This window comes from Paenibacillus sp. AN1007, assembly GCF_040702995.1.
Lineage (GTDB): Bacteria > Bacillota > Bacilli > Paenibacillales > Paenibacillaceae > Paenibacillus.
Genome location: NZ_CP159992.1, coordinates 3,825,546 through 3,849,344, shown reverse-complemented (window position 1 = coordinate 3,849,344; position 23,799 = coordinate 3,825,546). Strand labels below are relative to the sequence as shown.

Here is a 23,799-nt window from a genome sequence, read left to right as displayed (position 1 = left end):
GATTTCAATGCAAAAGAAATTCGACTAAAAAACATGGGGGTAAAAGCATGAAAACGGGCAAAAAGTTGTCAGTCAAATCGTTATTTGCGATCACACTCTGTCTCTTGATGTTGGTGGTATCCGCTTGTTCCAACAGCAGCAAAGGTTCAGATGGTGGAAACGAAAAGGATGCGGAAGGAAATTACAAAGATAACCTGACCATTTCTGTAGCGAATCTGACCGAAGTGAAGAACGGAAATATGGACAATGAGTTCCATAAATTCTGGGAAGACAAATTCAACATAAAATGGGACTACAACTACATTGACTGGGATTCTTGGGGCGAGAAGCTTCGTCTGTGGATCAACTCTGGCGACCTGCCGGATGTAGCGGTGTGGAACTATGTACATGGCGATGCAATCAACAACATCGATCAAGGTTTGTTCTACAAATTCCCGGATGATTGGAAAGAGCGCTGGCCAAACGTTGCTGCGGCTTACAAACTGACAGGACTTGGTGATAAGTTGGAAGAACTGACAGGCGGTACGTATGTGCTTCCTAGACCAATCTATTTTGAAAACAAACCGGCAGATCCGCTGACGAACCAAATCGGTGTTATCGCTCTTCGTAAAGACTGGGCAAAAGCCGTTGGTTTCGAACTGAAGGATGCTTACACAACTTCCGAATTGAATCAGTTTGCTGAACTGGTAAAAGAAAAAGATCCAGGCAAAGTGGGCAATAAACTGGTGCCATTGTCTTACAATGCTGCCGATGCGATGACAAACATCATCATGCCTAACAATGTTCATGCAATTACAGACGTTCCTTTCTACAAAGGTGAAGATGGTCAGTTCCATTGGGGTCCTGCAGATCCAGAAACACTGACAGGTCTGAAATTGATGCAAAAAGCGTACAAAGATGGACTGCTTAACCCTGAGTTCTACACTTGGAAAAACAATGAAGGACAAAACAACTTCAAAGTAACAGGTACTGCGGCTGTAACAAGTCTTGGTGGACTCGCTTCTTACAGACAAGGTCTGGATTCCGATATGAAAAAGAACCTTGGCGTGAACAGTGATGACCTCGTTCACACAGCGATCGTTCTTGGTGATGATGGTAAATACCGCAACATGGAGCAAGCGAACTTCTGGTCTGCACTGATTTTCAACCCGAACATCAGTGATGAGAAATTCGAACGGATCATGGATCTGATCGATTACTCTGCAACTAAAGAAGGACAACTGCTTATCAACATGGGCTTTGAAGGCAAGGACTGGAAATACGATGACAACAAAGAGCTGGTAAGCTTGCTGCCAGAGGGAACTGTACTGGAAGACAAATATCCTGCACGTTTTGAAGGACTTTATCTTCTTGGCGATGACTTCAGTGTTGTAAACCCTGCAATCAAAAAAGATTACCGTGATAGAGCAGTAGAATTGTTCCAAGAGAAAGCGAAATTGGGTACAGAAGGAAAATCGTTGGCACCATACGATTGGGATGTGAACCTGTACGATTCCAAAGCGAAGAGCCAAGCTTCTTTCGATTATCAAAACGAATACGCCAACTTGATCCTCAAAGGTGGAGATTTGGAAGCCAACTGGAAAGAGTGGGTTAATAGCAAAATGTCTCTGGTTCAACCATACCTGGATGAACTGAACGAGAAGTTCAAGTAAAAACGTAAAACACTAAAGAACAGAATGGGGATGGCAGGAGCGTTCTGTCTCCCGTCCGTTTGAACCCGGTGCGCGGTCTCTCCCCGAACGCAGCCGGGTTCTTTCTTTCAATACAAATGCAGTAGAAGTGGAGGATGGTTAAGTGAACAATCAGCAGTTGATGGATTTGGTGAATCAAATGACGCTGGAGGAGAAGGTGGCCCAGCTGCTGCAGCTGACGGCCAATTTCTATGAAGGAACAGATACACAGGGCCAGATTACAGGTCCGATGGAAGAAATGGGCATCACGGAATCATCTGTACGTGCAAGTGGATCGATTTTAGGTTTATCCGGTGCACAGGCCATTATGGATGTACAGCAGGCCTATATGAAAAACAGCCGTCTTGGCATCCCGCTGCTGTTCATGGCAGACGTGGTTCATGGCTTCAAAACCATTTTCCCCATTCCGCTGGCGATCGGCTGCTCGTGGGATCTGGAGCTTGCGGAGAAAAGTGCGGAGATTGCCGCGCGTGAATCCGCTGTATCCGGTCTGCATGTAACCTTTGCACCGATGGTGGACCTGGTTCGTGATCCGCGGTGGGGTCGAGTCATGGAAACGACAGGTGAAGATCCGTATCTGAACAGCCTGTTTGCCGCTGCTTTTGTACGTGGATATCAAGGGGATAACCTGACAGAAGAGCTGGATCGTCTGGCAGCCTGTGTCAAACATTTTGCGGCATATGGTGCCGCGGAAGGCGGGCGTGATTACAACACGGTAGATATGTCAGAACGGCAGCTGCGTGAATATTATTTACCGGCATATAAGGCAGCACTGGATGCTGGTGTGGAGATGGTGATGACTTCATTCAACACGGTAGACGGTATTCCAGCCAGCGGGAATGAGAAGTTAATGCGCGGCATTTTGCGTGATGAATGGGGCTTCGATGGCGTATTGATCTCTGACTGGGCTTCGATCCGGGAGATGATTGCGCATGGTGCAGCTGAGGATGATCGTGAAGCTGCTTATCGCGCGATCCGCGCGGGTGTGGACATGGAGATGATGACTCCATGCTATGTTAAACATCTGCCTGAACTGGTTCAAAAGGGTGAAGTGGAGGAACATCTTGTAGATGAAGCCGTGCTGCGGGTGCTGCAGCTCAAAGACAAGCTGGGGCTGTTTGATAACCCCTTCCGCGCCGCTGATCCTGTTCGCGAGCGTGAAGTTGTCTTCTCCAAGGAGCACCGTGAAGTATCGCGGGAAATTGCTGCGAAATCTGCAGTGCTGCTGAAAAATGAAAATCAGGTCCTTCCACTCCGACTTGATGCGAACGTGGCATTGATCGGACCGTTCGCCGACAGTGAGGATATTCTCGGATGGTGGTCCTGTGAAGGCGTTAAAGCAGATGCGGTGAAGCTGGGTACAGCGCTTCAAGAACGTTTACCGCAAGGTACGGTTCGTATGGCGCAGGGCAGTTATGTGCACACCATCACGAAAGAACAGATTGCCGAAGCGCTTGAAGCTGCAAGTCAGTCTGATGTCATTGTGCTTGCATTGGGCGAAGATTCAGAGATGAGCGGTGAAGGCGGCTCACGCACTGACATTCGTCTGCCAGCCGCGCAGCTTCAGCTGGTGCAGGCACTGCAGGCCGTAGGTAAACCGATTGCGAGTGTTATTTTCAATGGCCGTCCGCTCGATCTGAACGGAGTTATTGCGGAATCGCATGCTGTACTTGAAGCCTGGTTCCCGGGAAGCGAAGGCGGAGCAGCCATTGCGGATGTACTCACGGGTGCGGTTAATCCATCTGCCAGACTGACGATGTCCTTCCCGCAATCGGTTGGGCAGGTACCGGTATATTACAATCATTTCAATACGGGGCGCCCAATCAACCCGGATAATACCGAGAATCGTTATGTTTCCCAATATATCGACAGTCCGAATGAACCGTTATTCCCATTTGGATACGGTCTTTCCTATACCACATTCGCTTATGGAGAGATTGAAGTGTCGGGTCAGGAGATGACTGCGAATGATTCTCTGACGGTTCAGTTGAGTGTAACCAATACAGGAGATCGTGCTGGTGTGGAGACTGTGCAATTGTACGTTCGGGATGTAAGCGGTGAAGTGGTTCGTCCTATGCGTGAGCTGAAAGATTATGTGAGGTTGTCCCTGGCCCCAGGCGAGACCGGCACAGCAGTGTTTACATTACATGAAGAGCAGCTGCGCTATCATCATTCTGATCTGAGCCATCGGAGTGATCGCGGAGAGTTTCATGTTTTGGTTGGACCCAACAGCAGAGACACACAAAGCCGTACATTCAGACTGGTTTAAACAGAACTTAGTTTACAAACAGATACCATTACTTAATATAATCAGGTCTTTCGTAAGGAAAGGCCTGATCCACATAACAGAGGAGCGAAGAATATGGTCAGTATCAAGGATATCGCCAAAAAGGCGGGAGTTTCCATCTCGACCGTATCATACGCGCTGAATGGAAGCAGCAAAGTGACCGATGAGACGAGTTCCAAAATTTTGGCCATTGCCAAAGAGCTGAACTATGTTCCCAATGCAGCTGCACGAACATTAAAAAAGAGAGAGTCACGGATTTTGGGTGTGTTTCTCACGGATTTCAGCGGTGATGTGTATGGCGACTTGTTAAGCGGGATGAAGGCGGTGTGCAATGCCCAAGGGTACGATCTCATTGTATGCAGCGGTAAACAGTCCCATCGGATGCTGCCCGAAAGAATGATCGATGGCGCCATTATTCTCGATCATACCTTTGCTAGTGAGGAACTGATGCAGTATGCCGATCGGGGACATAAAATTGTAGTGCTCGACCGTGAGCTGAAACATGCAAACATTAATCAGGTACTGCTGGATAACAAGGCTGGCGCTACACTGGCGATGGAATATTTGATTGAACAGGGACACAAAAAAATCTATGTAGTTACAGGTCCGGAAGGATCGTTTGACTCCGTACAGCGTTTGAAGGCGGTAAGGCAGGTTGCAGAGCGTGAGGCGGATGTCGAATGGATCGAAATCGCGGGAGATTTCGAGAAAAGCGGAGGAGAACGAGCTGCGGATCACATTATACAGACGTATAACGGACCGGCAGCGGTATTTTGTCTTAATGATGAGATGGCTATCGGCTTATGTGACCGTCTTGCAGATAGTGACCTTCAGGTGGGAGAGCAGATCGATGTCATTGGCTTCGATCATATTGAGCTGAGCAACTACGTGCAGCCAAAGCTGGCAAGCATCGATTACTCCAAACGAAAGTGGGGCGCGCTTGCGGCTGAGCAGTTAATTAAAATTATCGCTGGAGAACCGGTCGATCATGAGCGGATATATGTCACTTTGGTGGAAGGAGAGTCGGTGAAGGGACCAAATCATGCTGATCCTACCTCCATACTTTCCATGCCAAATGAACGTGCAGCAAGCTATTGAAGCCATTTGTTTCACAACCTTACCTGCTGCTTATCTGCAAAATCAAACGCTACAGCAAGAGACAAGCTTTGGAGGAATGAATCATTCTTTTGAGACTTGTCTTTTGCTGTATGCGAGAAGATGAAAAAAAGCCTCTCCAGAGAGAGGCTTCGCTTTTTACAGGCCTTTTGTTTTGTCATGGTTGTAGGATGAAGTGAGAATGCCTGTGATAAACAGTGTTAATACAACAGCAATAATCCAGAATGTCAGTGAAAACGACATACACTTCGCACCTCCTGCACAAGCTCATTTACTTCTATTATAACCATATTAACTAGAAAAGGAATGCCTCATCCCATCATTTGTAAAATAAAAAGTGGGTGGGCACCGGTCTCAAGCTGCCATCCGAAGGTCTATTCATTACCCGGTTATTCAGAATTAGCGATGAGGAACCGCCGCCATCGAGGTTATAGGCATCGATTACGCCCAGTTTGAGCAATCTGCCCTGCATCTCTTCAAGCGTGGCACCAGAGCTTCCGCTTTCGTTATATCCGTCGACAACAATAATAAGTAATTGATCGTCTTTGTAGTTTCCAATGACGGTTCTTGGTGCCCGTTTCGGTGATACTTTCCATTTGTCTGGAATAATCGTTTTCTGTCCATTTTTCATAAGGATCGGTACAAATGTTGCTCCGAATTGGGGGCGTAAACGATCCAGTGTGCTTTTATCAAAAAATTTGCCTCCAACCAGCTTGCCGGCATCATTAAGGCCAACAAAGAACAGGTCTTTGAAACTGGCTTGAAAACCATTTACGTACTTACCGTCCATGACCGTTGTACTGAGAGGATATCGTTTACCGCCGCTGTCAGCGAATCCGCCGGCATTAATTCCGGCAATGGCTCCGCTCCGTTTCACGGCCTGCATCGTTGTCTCCGAACGTCCAGGCTCACTGCTCATGGCCATCTGCATGGCGCTGGGATCCTTCAGTTTGATCTTCATGGCATATCCTGTGTAGGTCCCGGGATTAACATGGTACATTTCAATGGTGATCCGGTCGCTATCCACACGCTCGAAAGGAATACCGAGTTTGGATGTAATTCGTTTGTTGTAGATGGTTTCCGGACGTGAAGCCTGAACCGCAGCCTTCTGTACTATGGTTGACATGGTGCTGGTGGTTTTGTTATACAGCTGCGTTGTTCTTTTAATAGAAGAAGAAGTTTGAACCGCAGCATCTTTTGCTCCGGCAAGTTCCCTGCTGATGGCCTGGGTCTGAGCGGTTACCCGATCTTCAGGCAAAGCAGCGGGAAGCACGTTTCCGGTCTCAAGCTCGGGACGAAACAGCAGCATGCATATAATTAATCCTATAAAAGGAGCCAGTGCAAGCATAAAAAAACGATTAACCTGTTTCACGGGTGTAATCATTTGAGCAAGTCCATCTTTTTCTGGAGAGCATCGAGCTGCTTTTTCACTTCGCTCAGCTGCGTATACAATTTATTGCTGTTATCCGTTTTGCTGCTTGCATTATCCTTAGTGAACGTCAACAGTTCATTGAAAGACTGGACTTGTCCCTGCAGTGCTTCGACTTCCGATGATATCGTTGTCAGCTGCTTTTCATAATCGGTTTTGAGTGCGTCTATCTGTTGCTGTGTATGAACCTGAAGCTGGTTGATCATCTGCTGCTGGAGGTGGTTACTATAATAGTAGGTACCTGTAACACCTAATGCAATAAGAACAATCCACATGACCAGAAACCACTTGACCGATGATCTGATCCTGCCTTTGGCGCTCCGGGTGTGATGGATGTCAGAAGACGGGTCGGATAGTTTCATAACATCACTCCTGGTTTGATAGATTATGGTTAAAAAAATTCCAATCCTCATTCTACCATGCTGCAATTCATTACGCAAAAATGAAATTCTTTAAATAATAGCTTAAAAAGAGATTGCATCGGAAGGAAGTCCTAGGATACAATTTCTTATAGATGCAATAAGTAGGAACTTTGGGCGAGTCTTTCGACTTTTTTAGATAGAAATGCAGGAAATTTATACTAGGTTTTGATCATTTCAGGCATGGAAAGAGGGCCGTTTTGCCGTCGTTAGCGTGAGATACAGTTATAAAACAGAGCTTTTGAGCGTCTGGGTCCTGTATTCTTTTGTTATTCGACATAATCCGACCCTTGCTTCATCTATACTCGGACTGTCGCATAAACTGCGTAAAGAATGTAGATGAGGAACAGAAGTCAACTGCCCAATACATAACAGGGGGAACCGCAATGAAAAAAGTATGGCAGGTGGTCATCGTAGATATCCACCCCACCAGCATGCTGGGTACAAAATTAATTTTGGAAGAGCAGAAGGATCTGACGGTGCGTGGTATGACTTCAACCGGAACGGAAGGCCTCGAACTTGTGACTATGCACAAGCCCGATCTGATTCTCATGGATTATCGTCTTCCAGAGGGACAGGCAGATCAATACATCGCTCAAATAAAAGAGCTGTCGAATGAAACACATATTGTTATTTTGACAGATGAAGATAACGTCAAGCTCTTCCGCCATCTAATGAGCATTGGAGCAAGCGGTATGTTATCGAAACAGGCTTCTCCAAGTCAACTGATTCATCTCATCTCCGGGCTGCGGGAGGGCTATGTTTCCATCCCGATGTCGTGGCTGCACAGTACAGATTGGGGCCAGCCTACCGATTCGCAGGCAGAAGAAAGTCTGATTGAATTAACAGAAACAGAAACTTTTATTATGGAAAGAATTGTTCAAGGGGTAACCTATGATAAAATAGCGAGTGAGATCAATGTGAGCAGACGCTCAATTGATAATTATTTGCGTAAAATCTATGTGAAGCTGGAAGTAAGCAGCAGAGCGCAGGCCATCGAACGTTATGCCCTGCATGCAAGGCAGTCCAAGACAGTGTCCTGATTATTGCTTCCACCGGCCCTGGCTGGCAGGTCGAACTAAAATAGTTCCTAACAGGTCGAAATCAGATTGGTCCAGACAGGTCATAAATCAGGCATGCTTCCAGTTATATTTGTTGTTCATCTGGAATAGGTTGTAGGGCGGCTGCGAGAACAGTTTCGGAATAGAGATGAAGGGGGATCTATCCATGAAATATTTCTTTGCTTCCCGAACCAACAGGCTTTTGTCTTCACCATTGAGGGATATCCGTGAGATGTCCGGCAAGGAGTATTTCATTTCACTCGCTGAAGAACTGCCTGCGGAGGAACTGTTTCCTTTTCAATTGCTGGAGGAAGCGGCACTGTCTGTTTTCAGTTCAGGTCCTTCTGCTCTGCAGTATGGTGAGCCCGCAGGATATGCCCCGCTAAGGGAATGGCTGAACAACGATTGGAATGTTCGCAAAGGTATACGGACTGTGTCCGACCAGATTCTGCTGACCACAGGTACCCAGCAGGCCATTGATCTCGTGATGCGTCTGCTGCTGGAGCCGGGAGACTCTGTGCTTGTAGAGCATCCTACCTCTCCTGGCTGTCTTGAAGTACTGGAAATGCAGGGAGCGGCCATTGTACCCGTCTTGGGAGATCAGGACGGCATTCTGCCGGATTTGTTGGAACAGCACATGCAGCAGGTGAGGCCGAAGCTGCTTTTTGCTGCACCCAGCTTTTCTAACCCTACCGGCATTCTGTGGAGCATGGAACGGAGAGAAGCCGTACTTGACTTGTGTTCTCGTTATGGAGTCCTGCTTGTCGAGGATGACTCCTATGGAGAGCTTCATTTTGACGGTTTGGAGCCGTCTGCGTTCTATCGAAAATACCCTTCACTCTTTGCACTGGATACCGCGGATCAGGGTGGACATGTTCTGCATATTGGCTCTTTCAGCAAAACGGTTGCACCCGCCCTCCGCACGGGATGGGCGGCAGGCCACCCGGCATTGATCCAGGCGATGACATCCGTTAAGCGAATTGCAGATGGACAGTCCAGTCCGATGAACCAACGGCTGCTGTATCAACTGCTCGCACAGTCTCCTTTCCGGTGGAGTGACCATTTGTCCATGCTGAACAAAGAGTACAAAATAAGACTTAAATTGATGTTAGAATTATTGAAAAGACCTGGCTGGAAAGGGTGCAGCTATCATATCCCTCAAGGGGGAATGTATCTGTGGGTGCAGCTGCCTGAAGGATTGAACAGTGAGGCATTGCTCAAGGCAGCTTTAGTAAAAGGGGTATCTTTTCTGCCCGGAACGCTATGTTCTACAGGCACGCTGGATCAACGATACATTCGGTTGAATTTCAGCCATCCGGGCCGTGATGAGCTGCTGCTTGGCATGAATCTCATTAGCGAAGCTATCTCGGAATTTACAGCACGGAGCTAGAAGAAGAGAAGATTGTATACGTAGTTATTCGATTCGAATTTTAAATATATAGATAACCTAGATTACCTTATTGCATCCACTAACATTTTTATATATAATATGTATTAATGAGTTGTTGGTTTCTTTATACTGGGCAGCAGCAGTTGCGAGTTCGGGATACGCACTCATACATTTTAATTATTGGGGGAAATTTCAACATGTCTAACGTTCTTTTTATTAAAGCTAATGACCGTCCTGCGGATCAAGCAGTTAGTGTTCAATTGTACGATGCATTCCTGAGCGCATACAAAGAGTCCCACCCAGGCGATACAATCACTGAGCTGGATCTCTACAATACGGATCTTCCTTACTACGGTAACACTGTAATCACTGGTGGTTACAAAGCAGCTAACGGTATCGAAGCAACACCAGAAGAGCAAAAAGCAGCAGCACTGGCTGCACAACTGCAGGATCAATTCCTGGCGGCTGATAAAGTGGTATTTGCATTCCCGCTGTGGAACTTCACTGTTCCAGCACCACTGGTGAACTACATTTCTTACCTGAGCCAAGCAGGCAAAATGTTCAAATACACTGCTGAAGGCCCTGTAGGTCTGGTAGGCGACAAAAAAGTTGCACTGCTTAACGCACGCGGCAGCGTATATTCCGTAGAGCCTATGGCATCTGCTGAAATGTCTGTTCGTTATGTAACGAACGTACTTGGCTTCTGGGGCATTCAAAACCCTGAAGTTGTTGTAGTTGAAGGTCACAATGCTTCACCTGATCGTTCCCAAGAGATCGTAGAAGCTGGTTTGAAATTGGCTAAAGAAGTGGCAGCAAGCTTCTAAGCTTTTCCATTTCGATTTAAAGAGAACGCCCGTCGTCTCCCCAGGAGATGACAGGCGTTTTTTTTATGGCTTTAGCCAGTTGAGTGCGTGAAACGCGCGAAACAAAAAACCACCCGCTATGCGGGTGGAGGGATGAAGGGTTTGACCATTATGACCATTCCAATACAATTGAGATGTTCAGGCTCAAAAAGAAAGGAATGGTCATTCATGGCAACCAAGAGCTACAGCCTAGCTCACACAAAGTGGATGTGTAAGTACCACATTGTGTTCACCCCGAAGTATAGACGGAAAGAAATCTATAATCAAGTGAGAAGAGATTTAATCGAAATCTTTAAACGTTTGTGCAAGTACAAAGGAGTCGAAATCATAGAAGGTCACATGATGCCCGATCATGTCCATATGTTAGTAGCCATCCCTCCAAAAATTGCGGTCTCCACGTTTATGGGATATCTAAAGGGAAAAAGTTCGCTCATGATCTTCGAAAAACATGCCCAGCTTAAGTATAAATACGGAAATTGAAAATTTTGGGCCGAAGGGTACTATGTGAGCACAGTGGGTCTAAATGAAGCAACCGTAAGAAAGTATATTCGTGAGCAAGAAGCACATGATCAGGCGGTAGATAAGCTGAGTGTAAAAGAATACGAAGATCCATTCAGCAGTAATCGAAGCAAAAAGAAGTAAAACCAGTTTACTGGTAAGTGAAAGAGACAAATTACACTGAGCCTGAACAGCCCTGCTGTCAGGCTAGCGTCTTTAGGCGCAGTTTGGCAACAGGGGGTTATACCCCAAGAGAAAACCACCCGTTGGACGGGTGGTCCTGATTGTGCTGTATGACATTGTGAGCATCAAGCTGTACGTTCACATTGGAGGATGGTGACTCCAGAGCAGTTCCCTATAGTTCATCATATCGATTTAGTTTTTGGTTGTGTTCAGGAGATATTGTTCGGTGACTTCAGCGACCAGGGCAAGCTCTTCATCCGCTGCATGCTCGAGTTCATCCGAGTTCATATCCTGTCCGTTGACCCCATCCTGTTCCGTCCATTCGTCAACCTCCCCGGTCATCAAACCCTGATCCTGCATTACAAATACATGCTCGGATAATGCCTCAATCCCTTTAACGGTTAACATGTACTTTCCGCGGGAGACACGTTCAAACCAGCCGTAATAATTTTTTTGCAAAATGGATGCCGCTGTGCCTACACCTGTCTGCCGGGCAAGTGCTGCCGGGGAAGATTCACCGCTCGACCTCAAGGCTGCTGCGACACGTATCGCTTTTTCGCGATAAGCCGTCATCAGCTGCCGGCCTGTACTGCCGCCTGTATTGTAATCTCCGCTCCGTTCATCAAACTCCTTAAGCAAACGCTGCCGGCGTATACCGCTTTTTCGAGCGGAGGGTACGGCTTTGCCAGCAGCCGAGTACACCGCAGGGTCGCAAAGTACATCAATCAGAGGTGGTTTGGTTTTGTAAAAGGTGACCGTCAGCAGCCCGAGACCAAGCTGGCTGCACAGTGCGGTTAGTTCGCCCCAGCGCTGATTGACGGCTCCGCGCTTGGTTCGGTTACGCTCTACCGCCAAGTATACGAGCGGGCTGAGCTTGAGGCGCTGCATGCCCTGCAGGAGCAGAGACAGGTTAAACGTTTTTTTCATCTCTACAATAAGGGGTTCAGTCTGATCCGCGCTGACTCCGACTAGGTCACAGTGCTTCACCTCTGCCTTGACATCGAATCCGCGCTGTTCAAAAAAAGTTTTGACGGGGGAATACAGCTCCGTTTCATACTGTACAGCCATGCTCTCCGCTCCTCTCTTGAAGTTGTTTGTCTGTTTTCATTGCGTTGTCCGGTTTCCTTGGATAGAACCTTTATTATAGCATATTCATGCTTTTTTTTCTGAGGCCAGAAGATGTCTGATAGAACAGTGCGTACGTAAAATTCAGCGCGAAGGTTTGAAAAAAAGAGGTCAACTTATCCAAGTTGCCGCATAGGTATGTAATACACTTTTCACATCCATACAAGACATTTGGAACAAGGCTGGCGGGACGAAGCCGACCGCAGAAGGGTATTCAAGCAGGAGCTGCAATTCTATTGATTTCTTCATACCATTCGGAATGGTTGACAATCACACTAAAGGAGCCATGGGAGGTACCAAGCATGAATATTTTTGAACGTGTTGCGGAATATCGGGCAGAGAGTGACCGTTTGTCATGGAACGGAACATTTGAAGATTATATTGCCCTGCTGAGGGAGGACCCGACTCCAGCAATGACGGCTCACGCACGAGTGTATCAGATGATTGAATCGTTTGGGGTAGAAGAGGTCGGGGGGCACAAGCGGTACAAATTTTTCGAGCAAGAGATCTTCGGACTGGATCGTTCCATTGAGAAGCTGGTGGAAGAATATTTCCATTCGGCTGCACGCCGTCTGGATGTACGCAAGCGGATTTTGCTGCTGATGGGGCCTGTCAGCGGAGGGAAGTCTACGCTGGTGACGCTGCTGAAGCGTGGGCTGGAACAATTTTCACGAACGGAGAAAGGGGCAGTTTACGCCATTGAAGGATGCCCGATGCATGAGGAGCCGCTTCATCTCATCCCACTGGAGCTTCGAGCAGAGGTGGAGAAAGAGATTGGTGTGCGTATCGAAGGCAATCTGTGCCCATCCTGCCAGATGAGACTGCGCACGGAGTACGGTGGCGATATCAGTAAAGTTCCGGTGGAACGGGTCATTATCTCTGAAGATAACCGGGTGGGGATTGGTACATTCAGTCCGTCAGACCCGAAATCACAGGATATCGCTGACCTGACAGGCAGCATCGATTTCTCAACAATTACCGAGTTTGGATCGGAATCGGATCCGCGCGCGTATCGTTTTGACGGGGAGCTGAACAAGGCCAACCGTGGTTTGATGGAATTCCAGGAGATGCTGAAATGTGATGAGAAATTTCTGTGGAACCTGTTATCCCTGACGCAGGAAGGGAATTTTAAAGCGGGCCGCTTCGCGCTGATCAGTGCGGATGAGATGATCGTGGCACACACAAATGAATCCGAGTATAAGTCTTTTATATCCAATAAGAAAAATGAGGCTTTGCAGTCGCGGATGATTGTCATGCCCATACCTTATAACCTGAAGGTATCGGAAGAAGAGAAAATTTACGCCAAGCTTATTCAGCAAAGTGATATGAAACACGTGCACATCGCACCGCATGCGCTGCGAACAGCAGCTATTTTTTCCATACTTACCCGATTGAAGGAAACAAAAAAACAAGGCATGGACCTGGTGAAAAAAATGCGGATGTACGACGGCGAAGAGGTTGAGGGGTACAAGGAAGCCGATCTGCGCGAAATGCAAAATGAATATTTGGATGAGGGCATGTCCGGTATTGATCCTCGGTACGTCATTAACCGGATATCCAGTGCTTTGATTAAGCAAAACCTTCAATGCATTAACGCGCTGGATATTCTGCGTGCCATCAAGGATGGGCTGGATCAGCATGCTTCCATTACGAAGGAAGAGCGCGAGCGGTATTTAAACTTTATCGCTCTTGCACGTAAAGAGTATGATGAACTGGCGAAGAAGGAAGTACAGAAAGCTTTTGTTTACTCATTTGAAGAATCCGCCAAAACGCTGTTCGAAAATTATCTGGATAACATTGAAGCCTTCTGCAACTGGTCGAAAATCCGTGATCCGCTTACAGATGAGGAGATGGACCCGGATGAGCGGCTGATGCGCTCCATTGAGGAGCAGATCGGCATCTCGGAGAATGCAAAAAAAGCGTTCAGGGAAGAGATTTTGATTCGAATCTCGGCATACTCCCGCAAGGAGCGCAAGTTTGAATACAGCAGCCATGATCGGCTGCGGGAAGCCATCGAGAAGAAATTGTTTGCGGATCTCAAAGATATTGTCAAGATTACGACCTCTACGAAAACACCGGATGCTACACAATTGAAGCGAATGAATGAAGTCATCAAACGTCTCATTGAAGAACATGGATATACAGCTGCAAGCGCCAATGAATTGTTAAGATACGTGGGAAGTTTGCTTAACCGCTAACCTGCCGCACCATTCCGAATCAGGTCCTGAAGATTTGTTGTGAGGCTCCTTCACAGCATATTCAGGGCCTTTTTATATTGAAAAGATCAAAAATGAACAAATATTAACAAAAATAGGATTAGTTCTACGGTAAATAGTTCTTAGGGTATATGTTTGATTAGGTATTTTAGTCTATAATCAATTAAAATCTTTTTAATTTTGCAGTAAAAGTGGATAAGGAGTTGATCTGATCTGATATGAGCAGTATTTCAGCAGAAAGACAGAAACAACTGGATTACGTGGGGCTGGATGTAGGGGATTTAAGACTGCTTGCTGATCATCGGCCTGTCTTCAAGAAAGTCGTTGAGGAAGTGGTTGATCACTTCTATGAACACATCGGCAGGTATCCTGAGTTAATGGAACTGATAGACCGTTTCTCCAATATTGACCGGCTGAAGGAAACGCAGCGGATGTACTGGTTATCCATGACGGACGGGATTGTCGACGATGCCTATATTGAACAGCGGATTACCATTGGGCTGGTACATTCACGCATTGGACTAACGGCTAACTATTATCTGGGCGCTTACATGGTTTATCTGGATATTGCCACGAACATATTTCAGCAGCTCATTCCGGCTTCGTGGCATCCCGTTATACATGCACTGAGCAAAATGTTCAACCTGGACTCGCAGCTGGTTTTGGAAGCTTATGAAAAGCAGGAAAAAGAGCAGCTTGAGGAGCTTGCTGCGGATCAGGATCATACACTGCAGGCCATCACGAAGATTACCCAAGAGCTTACGGGTATGATTACAGAATTAAATGAAAATGCAGTGTCCATCTCCGCTGTAGCGAAGGAAACAGCCGTTTCTCAGGATCAGGCGCATATGCTGCTGGAAGAATTGACTGGAGAAATGCAGCAGATCGAAAAAATGGGTGAGCTGATTCGTGAAATTTCTGATCAAAGTCATCTTGTCGGCTTGAACGCTGCCATTGAAGCAGCGCATGCTGGAGAGTTTGGACGTGGATTTGAAGTGGTCGCAAGCGAGGTGCGTAAACTGGCGGCAAGCTCCAGAGAAGCGCAGAGTAAAATCCAGTCCAACCTGGATCAAATCATGGAAAAATTAAGGAAAGTACAGCATGAATCTACCCGCACATCGAGCGGAGCACGGAGTCAGGCTTCACGTTCGTCCGAGCTTGCCGTTTTTGCGACGGCTATGGAGAGGCTTGCAGCGGACTTGAAAAAACTCGAACAGCAGCAGGATAAGTAAGCTCCGAGTCCGCATGAACCTCCCATACCGTTTCGGGCTGTAATAAGCTATAATGGGTAGACAAACCTGCCGATGTTATAGACAATATAACCGGAGACAGGGGATTCATAAAGAGGTTGAGGTGATTAGATGGCTTCTATTCATGATGTGGCCAAAGAGGCGGGCGTATCAGTTGCAACCGTTTCCAAAGTGTTGAATGATTACCCGGATGTTAGCGAAAAAACACGTAAAAAAGTGAATACAGCCATCGAACTATTAAAATATCAACCCAATGTTGTCGCACGTGGACTGGTTAAACGCCGTTCATGGACAGTGGGTGTGCTGCTTACCGTTCCGTTTACGAACCCGTTTGTATCGGAATTACTTGAAGGCATCAAAACAGCTTTGGAAAACAGCGGTTATGATCTAGTTCGATTATCAACACGATTTGATGACCCTACATATTCATTCATCAAGCACTGCCGCAGCCGAAACGTGGATGGCGTTGTTGTTTTCGGGGAAGGGCGGGAAAATAAAAGTATTCAGGAATTGGTCACTGCAGAGATTCCGACGATGTTTATTGATACTGACCTGTTCGGCAAACGTGCAGGATATATTACAACAGATAATGTTAACGGCGTCGCGATGGCAGTCAAACATCTCTATGAGCTGGGGCATCGCAAGATTGCTTATATCTCAGGTACGCTGGGACCTGCTGTAGCCAATCTGCGTCTGGATGGGTACAAGGAGGGGCTGCGTCTATGCGGCATTCCGTATGCAACGATCTATCTGGAAGTCTGTGACTATTCCTTTGATGGGGGTGCGAAGGCAGCGCGTCGTTTGTTGGCGCTGCGGGAACAGCCTACAGGAGTAATCTGTGCATCAGATATGTCTGCCTTTGGCGCAATCCATGAGATTGAGAAACATGGCTTCCGGGTGCCGGAAGATATTTCTGTAGTCGGATTCGACAACACGTATTATGCAGAAGTGTTTAAGCCAGGTTTGACCACGGTGAATCAGAATATTTACAATATTGGTATTCGAGCCATTGAATATCTGATTGCTATGGTTGAGAATCCATCTTATACACCGCCTGTCGTGACGGAGCCATCAAATTTAATTATCCGCCAGACAACGGCGCCAGTAAATGAAGCGGATCAGGAAGTACCTGCACAGCCTTAGGCTGTGCTTTTTTTTAGTGCCAGAATATAACGTGAAGTTGGAGTGAAAAAGGCATCGTTAACAGTCAGAAGTATAAAAAGAGGGGGTTGGACACTAAATTTCCATATTTACAGTTAAAGGTACAATGACATAAATTTGATTATGTAACCGCTTACTTTTGGTGTGAAGCAGGTTCTCCAGGGCGCTATAAGGCTCACTTGAGGAGGTTAAGGACCGTGCATTGAATGTTCCTGATCCCATCCGTGCAGCAGCGTGAGCAGCTGCCAGCGAACAGACCAGCAGAGGAAATCCATGCATGCAGAAGTGTGTCGTGAAATGCCTGATGTTTGACTGCGTTACAGGATGGATGATGAAATTGACAAGGAGGAGTTTACGTGCGGGGAAAATGGTTGAGGTTATGCTTGGCAGCCGTGATGATCTTGAGCTTGCTTCCAGGAATCGGAGCAGGAGAAGGGAAGGCAAGCGCAGCAAATGCAGGTGATATTCTGTTGTCTCATTCGTTTGAAGACGGTACGACTCAAGGCTGGACAGCCCGGGGGGCAGCGAAGGTAGAAGTGAATGGAGATCAGGCTTATCAAGGGAAACACTCCCTTCAAACCACAGGCCGTACGGAAGCCTGGAATGGACCCTCCCTATCATTAACAGACGTGGTAAACAAAAATGCAGTTGTAGAAATCTCCGGTTATGTGAAACTGACTGCAGGTTCAGCACCGGCTGATCTGAAATTCACCGTAGAACGCCGTGATGGCAGCGGGGATACGCAGTACGATCAGGTTAACGCAGCCGAGCAGGTAACCGATCAAAAGTGGGTGAAGCTGCAGGGTCAGTACAGCTATGAGCAGGGAAGCGGACTGCAGCTGTATCTGGAGAGCACAGATGCAGCTGCTGCATACTTTTTAGATGAGTTCCAGATCCGGCTTGTGAAGCCTGCCCCAGAGAACCCGGGTATACCAGGAGAACCGGGCAAAGCTTTGTTTAACGCTGATTTTGAAGATGGGAATATCGGAAAATGGAAGCCTCGCGGTACGGAGAAGCTGGAGGTAGTCAGCGGCATCGGACACAATAGTAACCGCAGTTTGAAAACCTCCTCCCGAACGGAAACTTACCACGGACCGCTGGTAGAGGTGCTGCCTTACTTGCAAAAGGGAAGTACAGTTCATGTCTCCTTCTGGGCAATGTATGATGAAGGACCAGCATCACAGGTGATCAACGGCTCTCTGGAAAAGGAGTTTAACGGTGATGCGGCTAAGCTGGAGTATGCCACTTTTGCTTCCACTACGCTGAACAAAGGCCAGTGGAAAAAAATCGAAGCAGATATCATCGTGCCGGCAGAAAGTACAGGTGTAAGCGGATTGCGGATGTACGCCGAAACACCTTGGAAGCAGTCTTCGGAAGTGACCGAAACAGATACCATTCCGTTCTATATCGATGATGTGCAGATTACAGCGACAGAAGCGATTGCGATTGAGCAGGATATTCCGGACTTGGCTAAAACGCTGGGTACGTCTTATGCGCTGGGTGCGGCGATTGACCAGACAGCTCTCGATCCACAGGACCCACACTCGGATCTGCTCAAGAAACATTTCAAGAGTATTACTGCAGGCAACTTTATGAAAATGGATGCAATGCAGCCAACAGAAGGCAACTTTGTCTGGTCTGAAGCGGATCGACTGGTTAACTTTGCTGCGGCGAACGATATGGAGGTAAGAGGTCATACGCTGCTGTGGCACAGTCAAGTGCCGGACTGGTTCTTTACGGATCCGAATGATCCATCGAAGCCTGCTACGCGTGAGCAGCTTCTGAAGCGCATGAAAACACATATCCAAACGATTGTGAGCCGCTACAAAGGCAAAGTGCACACGTGGGATGTTGTCAATGAAGTCATTTCGGACGGCGGCGGTCTGCGTGATCAGGCGAGCAATTCGAAATGGCGGGATATTATTGGTGATGTAGATGGCGACGGCGATGACAGTGATTACATTGAACTGGCTTTCCGTTACGCTCGCGAGGCTGATCCTGATGCGGTATTGGTGATCAATGATTACGGTATTGAGGGCAGTGTCAGCAAAATGAACGATATGGTCAAGCTTGTAGAGAAGCTGCTGGCCAAAGGTACACCGATTGATGCCATCGGATTTCAGATGCATGTGTCTATGTACGGACCGGATGTGAAACAAATTCGTGAAGCATTCAACCGGGCTGCAGCTCTGGGCGTTCATATTCAAGTGACAGAGCTGGATATGTCGATCTATTCCGGAAACTCCGAGCAGGAGAAACCTGTAACGGATGAGATGATGCTGGAGCAGGCGTATCGTTATCGTGCGCTGTTTGACCTGTTCAAAGAGTTTGACGATCGTGGTGTTATGGACAGTGTGACGTTATGGGGACTTGCCGACGACGGTACTTGGTTGGATGATTTCCCTGTCAAAGGAAGAAAGGATGCACCACTTCTGTTTGATCGCAAGCTGAAAGCCAAACCGGCTTACTGGGCACTGGTGGACCCGGCCTCCCTGCCTGTATATCGAAATGAGTGGACAGCAGCTCAGTCGAAAGTATCCCTGCCTGATCGCAAAGGACAGGAGGATATTCTATGGGGAGCTGTCAAGGCACAGCCATTCTCGCATGTCATTGAAGGCACAGCAGGCACTACAGGTGAAGTGAAGACGTTATGGGATGGCAAAAAACTGAACCTGCGTATTGACGTAAAAGATGCCACACTTTTCAAGGGTGACCAGGTAGAGGTCTTTGTCAGTCCGGAAGAGCTGACATCCGGCAAGAAAACCAGTACGCCAAAGGACGGGCATTATATCTTTAACCGGGATGGCGGCAAAGGCAAAGATCAGAAGCTGTATCAGGTGAAAGAGAATAAATCGGGATATGTTGTGTATGCATCCCTGCCCTTCTCCTCAGCTGATCTGACCGAAGGCAAAGTACTGTCTCTGGATTTCCGCATTACGGATAAACAAGCTGACGGTAAAACTTCAATCATTGTCTGGAACGATACAAATAATCAGCAGCCGCAGAAAAAGGAAAGCCGGGGCAAGCTCAAATTGGGCCCTGTATTGAAACAGGTAAAAGTTACGTACGGAACTCCGGTAGTGGACGGTAAAGAAGATAAGCAGTGGAAAAAAGCTGTAACGATCTCAACGGATGTTAAGGTCGCAGGAGATTCTGGTGCTAAGGCCAAGGCGAAGCTGCTCTGGGATGAGAAATATCTCTACGTACTTGCTCAAGTCACAGATCCGCTGCTCAGCAAAAAAAGTGCGAATGCACATGAACAGGACTCCATTGAGTTGTTCATTGATCTGAACAAAAACCAAACGAGCAGTTATGAGGACGATGACGCCCAATACCGGGTGAACTTCGACAATGAAATTTCCTATGGAGGCAATGCCCGCAAGGAGCAGTTCAAATCGAGTGCTCGTCTGACCAAGGACGGGTATGTGATCGAGGCAGCTATTCCACTCGAGAATGTCAGCTCCAAGCAGAGCAGGTGGATTGGTTTTGATCTGCAGGTGAATGATGACGGTGCAGGGGATGGCAAGCGCAGCAGTGTGTTCATGTGGAGTGATCCTTCGGGCAATTCATATCGCGACACATCTGGGTTTGGCAGTCTGCTGCTGGTGAAAAAATAAAGCGGCCGACGATGCACCGGATTCAGGCGTTTAATGAAACACTTCAAATGAGGAAGTCAGGTTTAAACAAGCTGTGTTTCTGGAAATAAGTGTTGATTTATAGGGCTGGGACGTTTAGACTATAGACATTCATCATAAGCGGGTTTCTAATGTATGCCGAATGGTTTATGACTAAGTCGCTGGTCGCAAAGTCAAATGATACGGAGGGAGTGCCTGTCATCCAGACAGCGCACTCGCTTCTTTTTTACTTTTAACATACATACGGAGATCGCCCGACTGAAAGGACAGAGTGAGTGGAGCACATACATGGCACGTACAATCTACAACTTGTTATTTTATCCTATATCATTGCATCGCTAGCCTCTTATGCGGCACTTGATCTTGCAGGCCGTGTATCTTTGACGAGTGGAAAGGCACGTCACCTGTGGGTCGTATGCGGGGCAGTCTCCATGGGGCTTGGCATCTGGTCGATGCACTTTGTTGGCATGCTTGCTTTTGTGCTGCCTATGCACGTTTCTTATTCCACAGATCAAGTCATTTTGTCCGTTTTGCTTGCAATTGCTGCATCGGGGGTAGCACTGGATTTCGCCGGCCGTCAGTCCAATAAAATCAGCAGGCTCGTGATTGCGGGGCTGCTGATGACAACAGGCATTACCTCCATGCATTACGTAGGAATGGCGGCGATGTCAATTACTGTGACGTACAAGCCTGCTCTTGTATCTTTATCGATTCTTATTGCAGCCGTTGCTTCGTTTGCCGCACTGTGGCTTATGTTTTATTTTAACCGCCGGGACTCGAAGCGCGATTGGGTTTACAAAATTGGCAGCGGATTTATTATGGGTCTGGGCATTACAGGCATGCACTATACCGGGATGGCCGCCGCAGATTTCCATCAAACTGCGGTGATTCCTGAGAGCTTGAGCAGACAAATGGAGGCAGAGGTTCTTGCTTATCTGATTACAGCAGGTTCATTTATTGCGATTGGACTCACCATATTTGGTAATTTCATCAATCAGCGGATGTCTCAGAAGGATCAGCGTATTCGTGAGAACGAACAGTGGTATCAAGCGCTGTACCATAATCATTCGGATGCTATCATCTCTGTGGACAGAGATGGGATCATTAAAGGCATCAACGCTGCAGTCACCACCATAACGGGATATTCCGAGAAAAAGATGATCAACCGTCCGGTTGGCGAGATCGTAGAGCAGATTAATGTACAGTGTGCGAATAAGCATACCGTTCACGAGTGGGACAATCAGGAACTGGAACAGAGACTTTATATGGCCAAAATGAAAAATGGACAGAATGAACTTCTCGACCTAAGCATTGCCGTCATTCCGGTTATTATTGATGAAACGCATGTTGGAAGCCATATTCTGATTAAAGATATTACGGAAGAGGCACAGGCTCAGGAAAAGATACGTCATCAGGCGCTGCACGACCCGCTCACCGGACTGCCTAATCGTCGCAAGCTGGATGAAGTGCTGGCTGAAACGATCCATGTCTGCGGGAGAAAACAAGCCAGATTTGCGGTTATGGTTATGGATATCGACCGTTTCAAGATGATTAATGATTCTCTCGGTCATTCGATTGGAGACGTATTCTTGAAGGAAGTCAGCGACCGAATTGTAAGCACCATTGAAGCTTCCCATCCTCAGGCTGCCGCTGATGTCACACTGGCTCGAATGGGCGGAGATGAGTTCACCATGGTGGTCACCGGGGACCAGGCGAACGAGAAGCGAATCATTCAGCTTGCGGAAAAAATCGTTGAATCGATACAGCAGCCGTATCGTTTGAAGGAAAATGATTTTTACGTTACAGCCAGCATCGGTATTGCCATGTATCCTGAACATGGGGCGGGGACAGATGCCCTGATTAAACATGCGGACTCTGCCATGTATGAAGTGAAGAAAAATGGCAAGAACGGGTACCAGTTCTATACCGCGCAGCTTGACTCGGAACTCTATGAACGAATTGAGCTGGAAGGCTATCTGCGGAAAGCACTGGAGCGCAATGAGATGGTGCTGTACTATCAACCCCAGATTCGCACGCAGGACAGCCGAATGATTGGCGTCGAAGCCCTGATTCGCTGGAGACACCCGCTTAAAGGACTGCTTGCACCGAATGTATTTATCCCGCTGGCCGAGGAGACAGGCTTGATCTATGAGATTGGCAACTGGACGCTTCGTGAAGCCTGCAGGCAGATGAAGCTGTGGCATGCCAGCGGCGGGCCACTCATACCGGTGTCTGTGAACTTGTCCAGCCAGCAATTCCACCAGTCGAACCTGGTGGAGCAGGTTCAGAACGCGTTAAGCGAGACAGGGCTGGAAGCCAAATATCTGGAGCTGGAGATTACGGAGAGCATGATGATGGATGCAGCGGTCTCCACGGCCATTCTGAACGAGCTGTCTGCTCTGGGTGTGAAGATCAGTCTGGATGATTTCGGCACGGGATACAGCTCGCTGAGCTATCTCAAACACTTCCCGATTCACAAACTCAAGATTGATCGTTCCTTTGTCACGGATATTACCGAAAGTCACAGTGATCAGGCCATTGTAGCTACAATTATCTCGATGGCCCAGAATCTCAAGATGGAAGTGATCGCCGAAGGCATTGAAACGAAAGGACAGCTTGATATTCTAATGCAGAATGACTGCAGGGAGATTCAAGGATATTATTTCAGTAGGCCTCTACCGGCAAGCGAAGTGGAAAACAATTTCTTTGTACCCCTGCGTTTGCTGGGGGAACGTAACACGGTGTTTCATTCGGTTTAAACGGTCAAGAGGCAAGTTCCGGATTGTATCTGGAACTTGCCTCTTTTTTGTTCTAAGATACAAATGAAAAATGATTAAATGCAGGATTATCACAGTGTATGAATTAGTTCTTACTTGGTTATATGCTATAATCAGATTAAATATTTCGCGAGAAGATGTTGTAATTTCATCAAAGGAGGTTGCAAGGAATGAACTTTAGTCTGAAAGCTCCTGATGGCACCGTCATTGAATCCTATAAGAAAGATCATAAGGAATTTATTCGTATTGCAGGCCTGGAATATGAAGTGTATAACCCGGTGGATGAGTTGGATTTTGATCCGGAAATAAGACAAATGATTGAAGCATCCGAGAAAGACATCGAGCAAGGCAAGCTGTATTCAACAGATGACCTGATTGAACTGGTGAAGCGTGGTGAGCTGTAATTGATGGTTCAATGGACCGCAACGGCGATGAACCGACTTCGTCAGATCAAGAGTGAACATTTTACAGATCAAGAAACGATGGAGTATAAGGTTAATTTGATTCGTAGAGTGGAACAAAAGGTGGTTACCATGGGTACATTAATGCCATCCCGTGAGTACCACAATACATATTATTGTATCGTGGATCGTTACGTTGTGTCTTACAAAGTAATGGAAAGCGGTGAACGCTATGTAATTACGTCTTTTAAGCATGGTGCGATGAATCGCAAATATAGATTCTAGTCTTCGGAAAAT

The 23,799-nt window shown here is 47.2% G+C and carries 16 protein-coding genes and 1 pseudogene; 14 read left to right on the top strand and 3 right to left on the bottom strand.

Annotated features, from left to right (window positions below; genetic code table 11):
- Window positions 1–47 precede the first annotated feature (47 nt).
- The 3 genes from ABXS70_RS17035 to ABXS70_RS17025 all read left to right on the top strand — a co-directional run bounded on the left by ABXS70_RS17035 (window position 48) and on the right by ABXS70_RS17025 (window position 5,076).
- On the top strand, window positions 48–1,652 hold the full coding sequence (locus ABXS70_RS17035) for an ABC transporter substrate-binding protein (protein ID WP_342555116.1): 1,605 nt from the start codon (window positions 48–50) through the stop codon (window positions 1,650–1,652).
- Window positions 1,653–1,812: 160 nt separating this feature from the next.
- Window positions 1,813–3,960 carry a beta-glucosidase BglX gene (gene bglX, locus ABXS70_RS17030; RefSeq protein ID WP_342556287.1) on the top strand — a complete coding sequence of 716 codons (2,148 nt, stop codon included), beginning with the start codon at window positions 1,813–1,815 and terminating at the stop codon, window positions 3,958–3,960.
- 93 nt (window positions 3,961–4,053) lie between these two features.
- Window positions 4,054–5,076 (top strand): LacI family DNA-binding transcriptional regulator, encoded by a 1,023-nt coding sequence (locus ABXS70_RS17025; RefSeq protein ID WP_366289384.1) that lies wholly within the window; start codon window positions 4,054–4,056, stop codon window positions 5,074–5,076.
- Between the two features lie 337 nt (window positions 5,077–5,413).
- Here ABXS70_RS17025 and ABXS70_RS17020 read toward each other — a convergent pair whose 3' ends face one another.
- Entirely contained in the window at window positions 5,414–6,478 is a 1,065-nt protein-coding gene (locus ABXS70_RS17020; RefSeq protein WP_366289381.1) for a phosphodiester glycosidase family protein, read from the bottom strand.
- Window positions 6,475–6,885 carry a hypothetical protein gene (locus ABXS70_RS17015; protein ID WP_342555119.1) on the bottom strand — a complete coding sequence of 137 codons (411 nt, stop codon included), beginning with the start codon at window positions 6,883–6,885 and terminating at the stop codon, window positions 6,475–6,477. The genes ABXS70_RS17020 and ABXS70_RS17015 overlap by 4 nt, the downstream gene beginning before the upstream one ends.
- Before the next feature lie 443 nt (window positions 6,886–7,328).
- Here ABXS70_RS17015 and ABXS70_RS17010 point away from each other — a divergent pair, with 443 nt between their 5' ends.
- The 4 genes and pseudogenes from ABXS70_RS17010 to tnpA all read left to right on the top strand — a co-directional run bounded on the left by ABXS70_RS17010 (window position 7,329) and on the right by tnpA (window position 10,898).
- On the top strand, window positions 7,329–7,985 hold the full coding sequence (locus tag ABXS70_RS17010) for a response regulator transcription factor (protein WP_342555120.1): 657 nt from the start codon (window positions 7,329–7,331) through the stop codon (window positions 7,983–7,985).
- A 184-nt stretch (window positions 7,986–8,169) separates the two neighbouring features.
- The gene (locus ABXS70_RS17005; protein WP_342555121.1) at window positions 8,170–9,393 is read left to right on the top strand and encodes a PLP-dependent aminotransferase family protein; all 1,224 of its coding nucleotides are present in this window, start codon (window positions 8,170–8,172) and stop codon (window positions 9,391–9,393) included.
- Window positions 9,394–9,590: 197 nt separating this feature from the next.
- A complete protein-coding gene (locus tag ABXS70_RS17000) occupies window positions 9,591–10,217 on the top strand; it encodes an FMN-dependent NADH-azoreductase (RefSeq protein ID WP_111271463.1) in 627 nt (208 codons plus the stop codon).
- A gap of 207 nt (window positions 10,218–10,424) precedes the next feature.
- Window positions 10,425–10,898, top strand: a pseudogene (tnpA, locus tag ABXS70_RS16995) (IS200/IS605 family transposase).
- 231 nt (window positions 10,899–11,129) lie between these two features.
- On the opposite strand, the gene ABXS70_RS16990 reads toward tnpA, so the two are convergent.
- Window positions 11,130–12,005, bottom strand: a complete 876-nt coding sequence (locus ABXS70_RS16990) for a DUF2161 family putative PD-(D/E)XK-type phosphodiesterase (RefSeq protein WP_342555123.1) — start codon at window positions 12,003–12,005, stop codon at window positions 11,130–11,132.
- Between the two features lie 359 nt (window positions 12,006–12,364).
- Between ABXS70_RS16990 and ABXS70_RS16985 the strand changes: the two genes are divergently transcribed.
- The 7 genes from ABXS70_RS16985 (at window position 12,365) to ABXS70_RS16955 (ending at window position 23,787) form a co-directional block, all read left to right on the top strand.
- Window positions 12,365–14,260 (top strand): PrkA family serine protein kinase, encoded by a 1,896-nt coding sequence (locus tag ABXS70_RS16985; RefSeq protein WP_342555124.1) that lies wholly within the window; start codon window positions 12,365–12,367, stop codon window positions 14,258–14,260.
- 236 nt (window positions 14,261–14,496) lie between these two features.
- The gene (locus ABXS70_RS16980) at window positions 14,497–15,510 is read left to right on the top strand and encodes a globin-coupled sensor protein (RefSeq protein WP_342555125.1); all 1,014 of its coding nucleotides are present in this window, start codon (window positions 14,497–14,499) and stop codon (window positions 15,508–15,510) included.
- 129 nt (window positions 15,511–15,639) lie between these two features.
- Window positions 15,640–16,671, top strand: a complete 1,032-nt coding sequence (locus tag ABXS70_RS16975) for a LacI family DNA-binding transcriptional regulator (protein ID WP_342555126.1) — start codon at window positions 15,640–15,642, stop codon at window positions 16,669–16,671.
- A gap of 374 nt (window positions 16,672–17,045) precedes the next feature.
- Window positions 17,046–20,306 (top strand): endo-1,4-beta-xylanase, encoded by a 3,261-nt coding sequence (locus tag ABXS70_RS16970; protein WP_366289373.1) that lies wholly within the window; start codon window positions 17,046–17,048, stop codon window positions 20,304–20,306.
- 293 nt (window positions 20,307–20,599) lie between these two features.
- Complete coding sequence (locus tag ABXS70_RS16965; RefSeq protein ID WP_366289370.1) at window positions 20,600–23,083, top strand: EAL domain-containing protein; 2,484 nt, start codon at window positions 20,600–20,602, stop codon at window positions 23,081–23,083.
- A 188-nt stretch (window positions 23,084–23,271) separates the two neighbouring features.
- Window positions 23,272–23,505, top strand: a complete 234-nt coding sequence (locus ABXS70_RS16960) for a hypothetical protein (protein ID WP_342555129.1) — start codon at window positions 23,272–23,274, stop codon at window positions 23,503–23,505.
- Complete coding sequence (locus ABXS70_RS16955) at window positions 23,506–23,787, top strand: type II toxin-antitoxin system RelE/ParE family toxin (protein WP_342555130.1); 282 nt, start codon at window positions 23,506–23,508, stop codon at window positions 23,785–23,787.
- Window positions 23,788–23,799 lie beyond the last annotated feature (12 nt).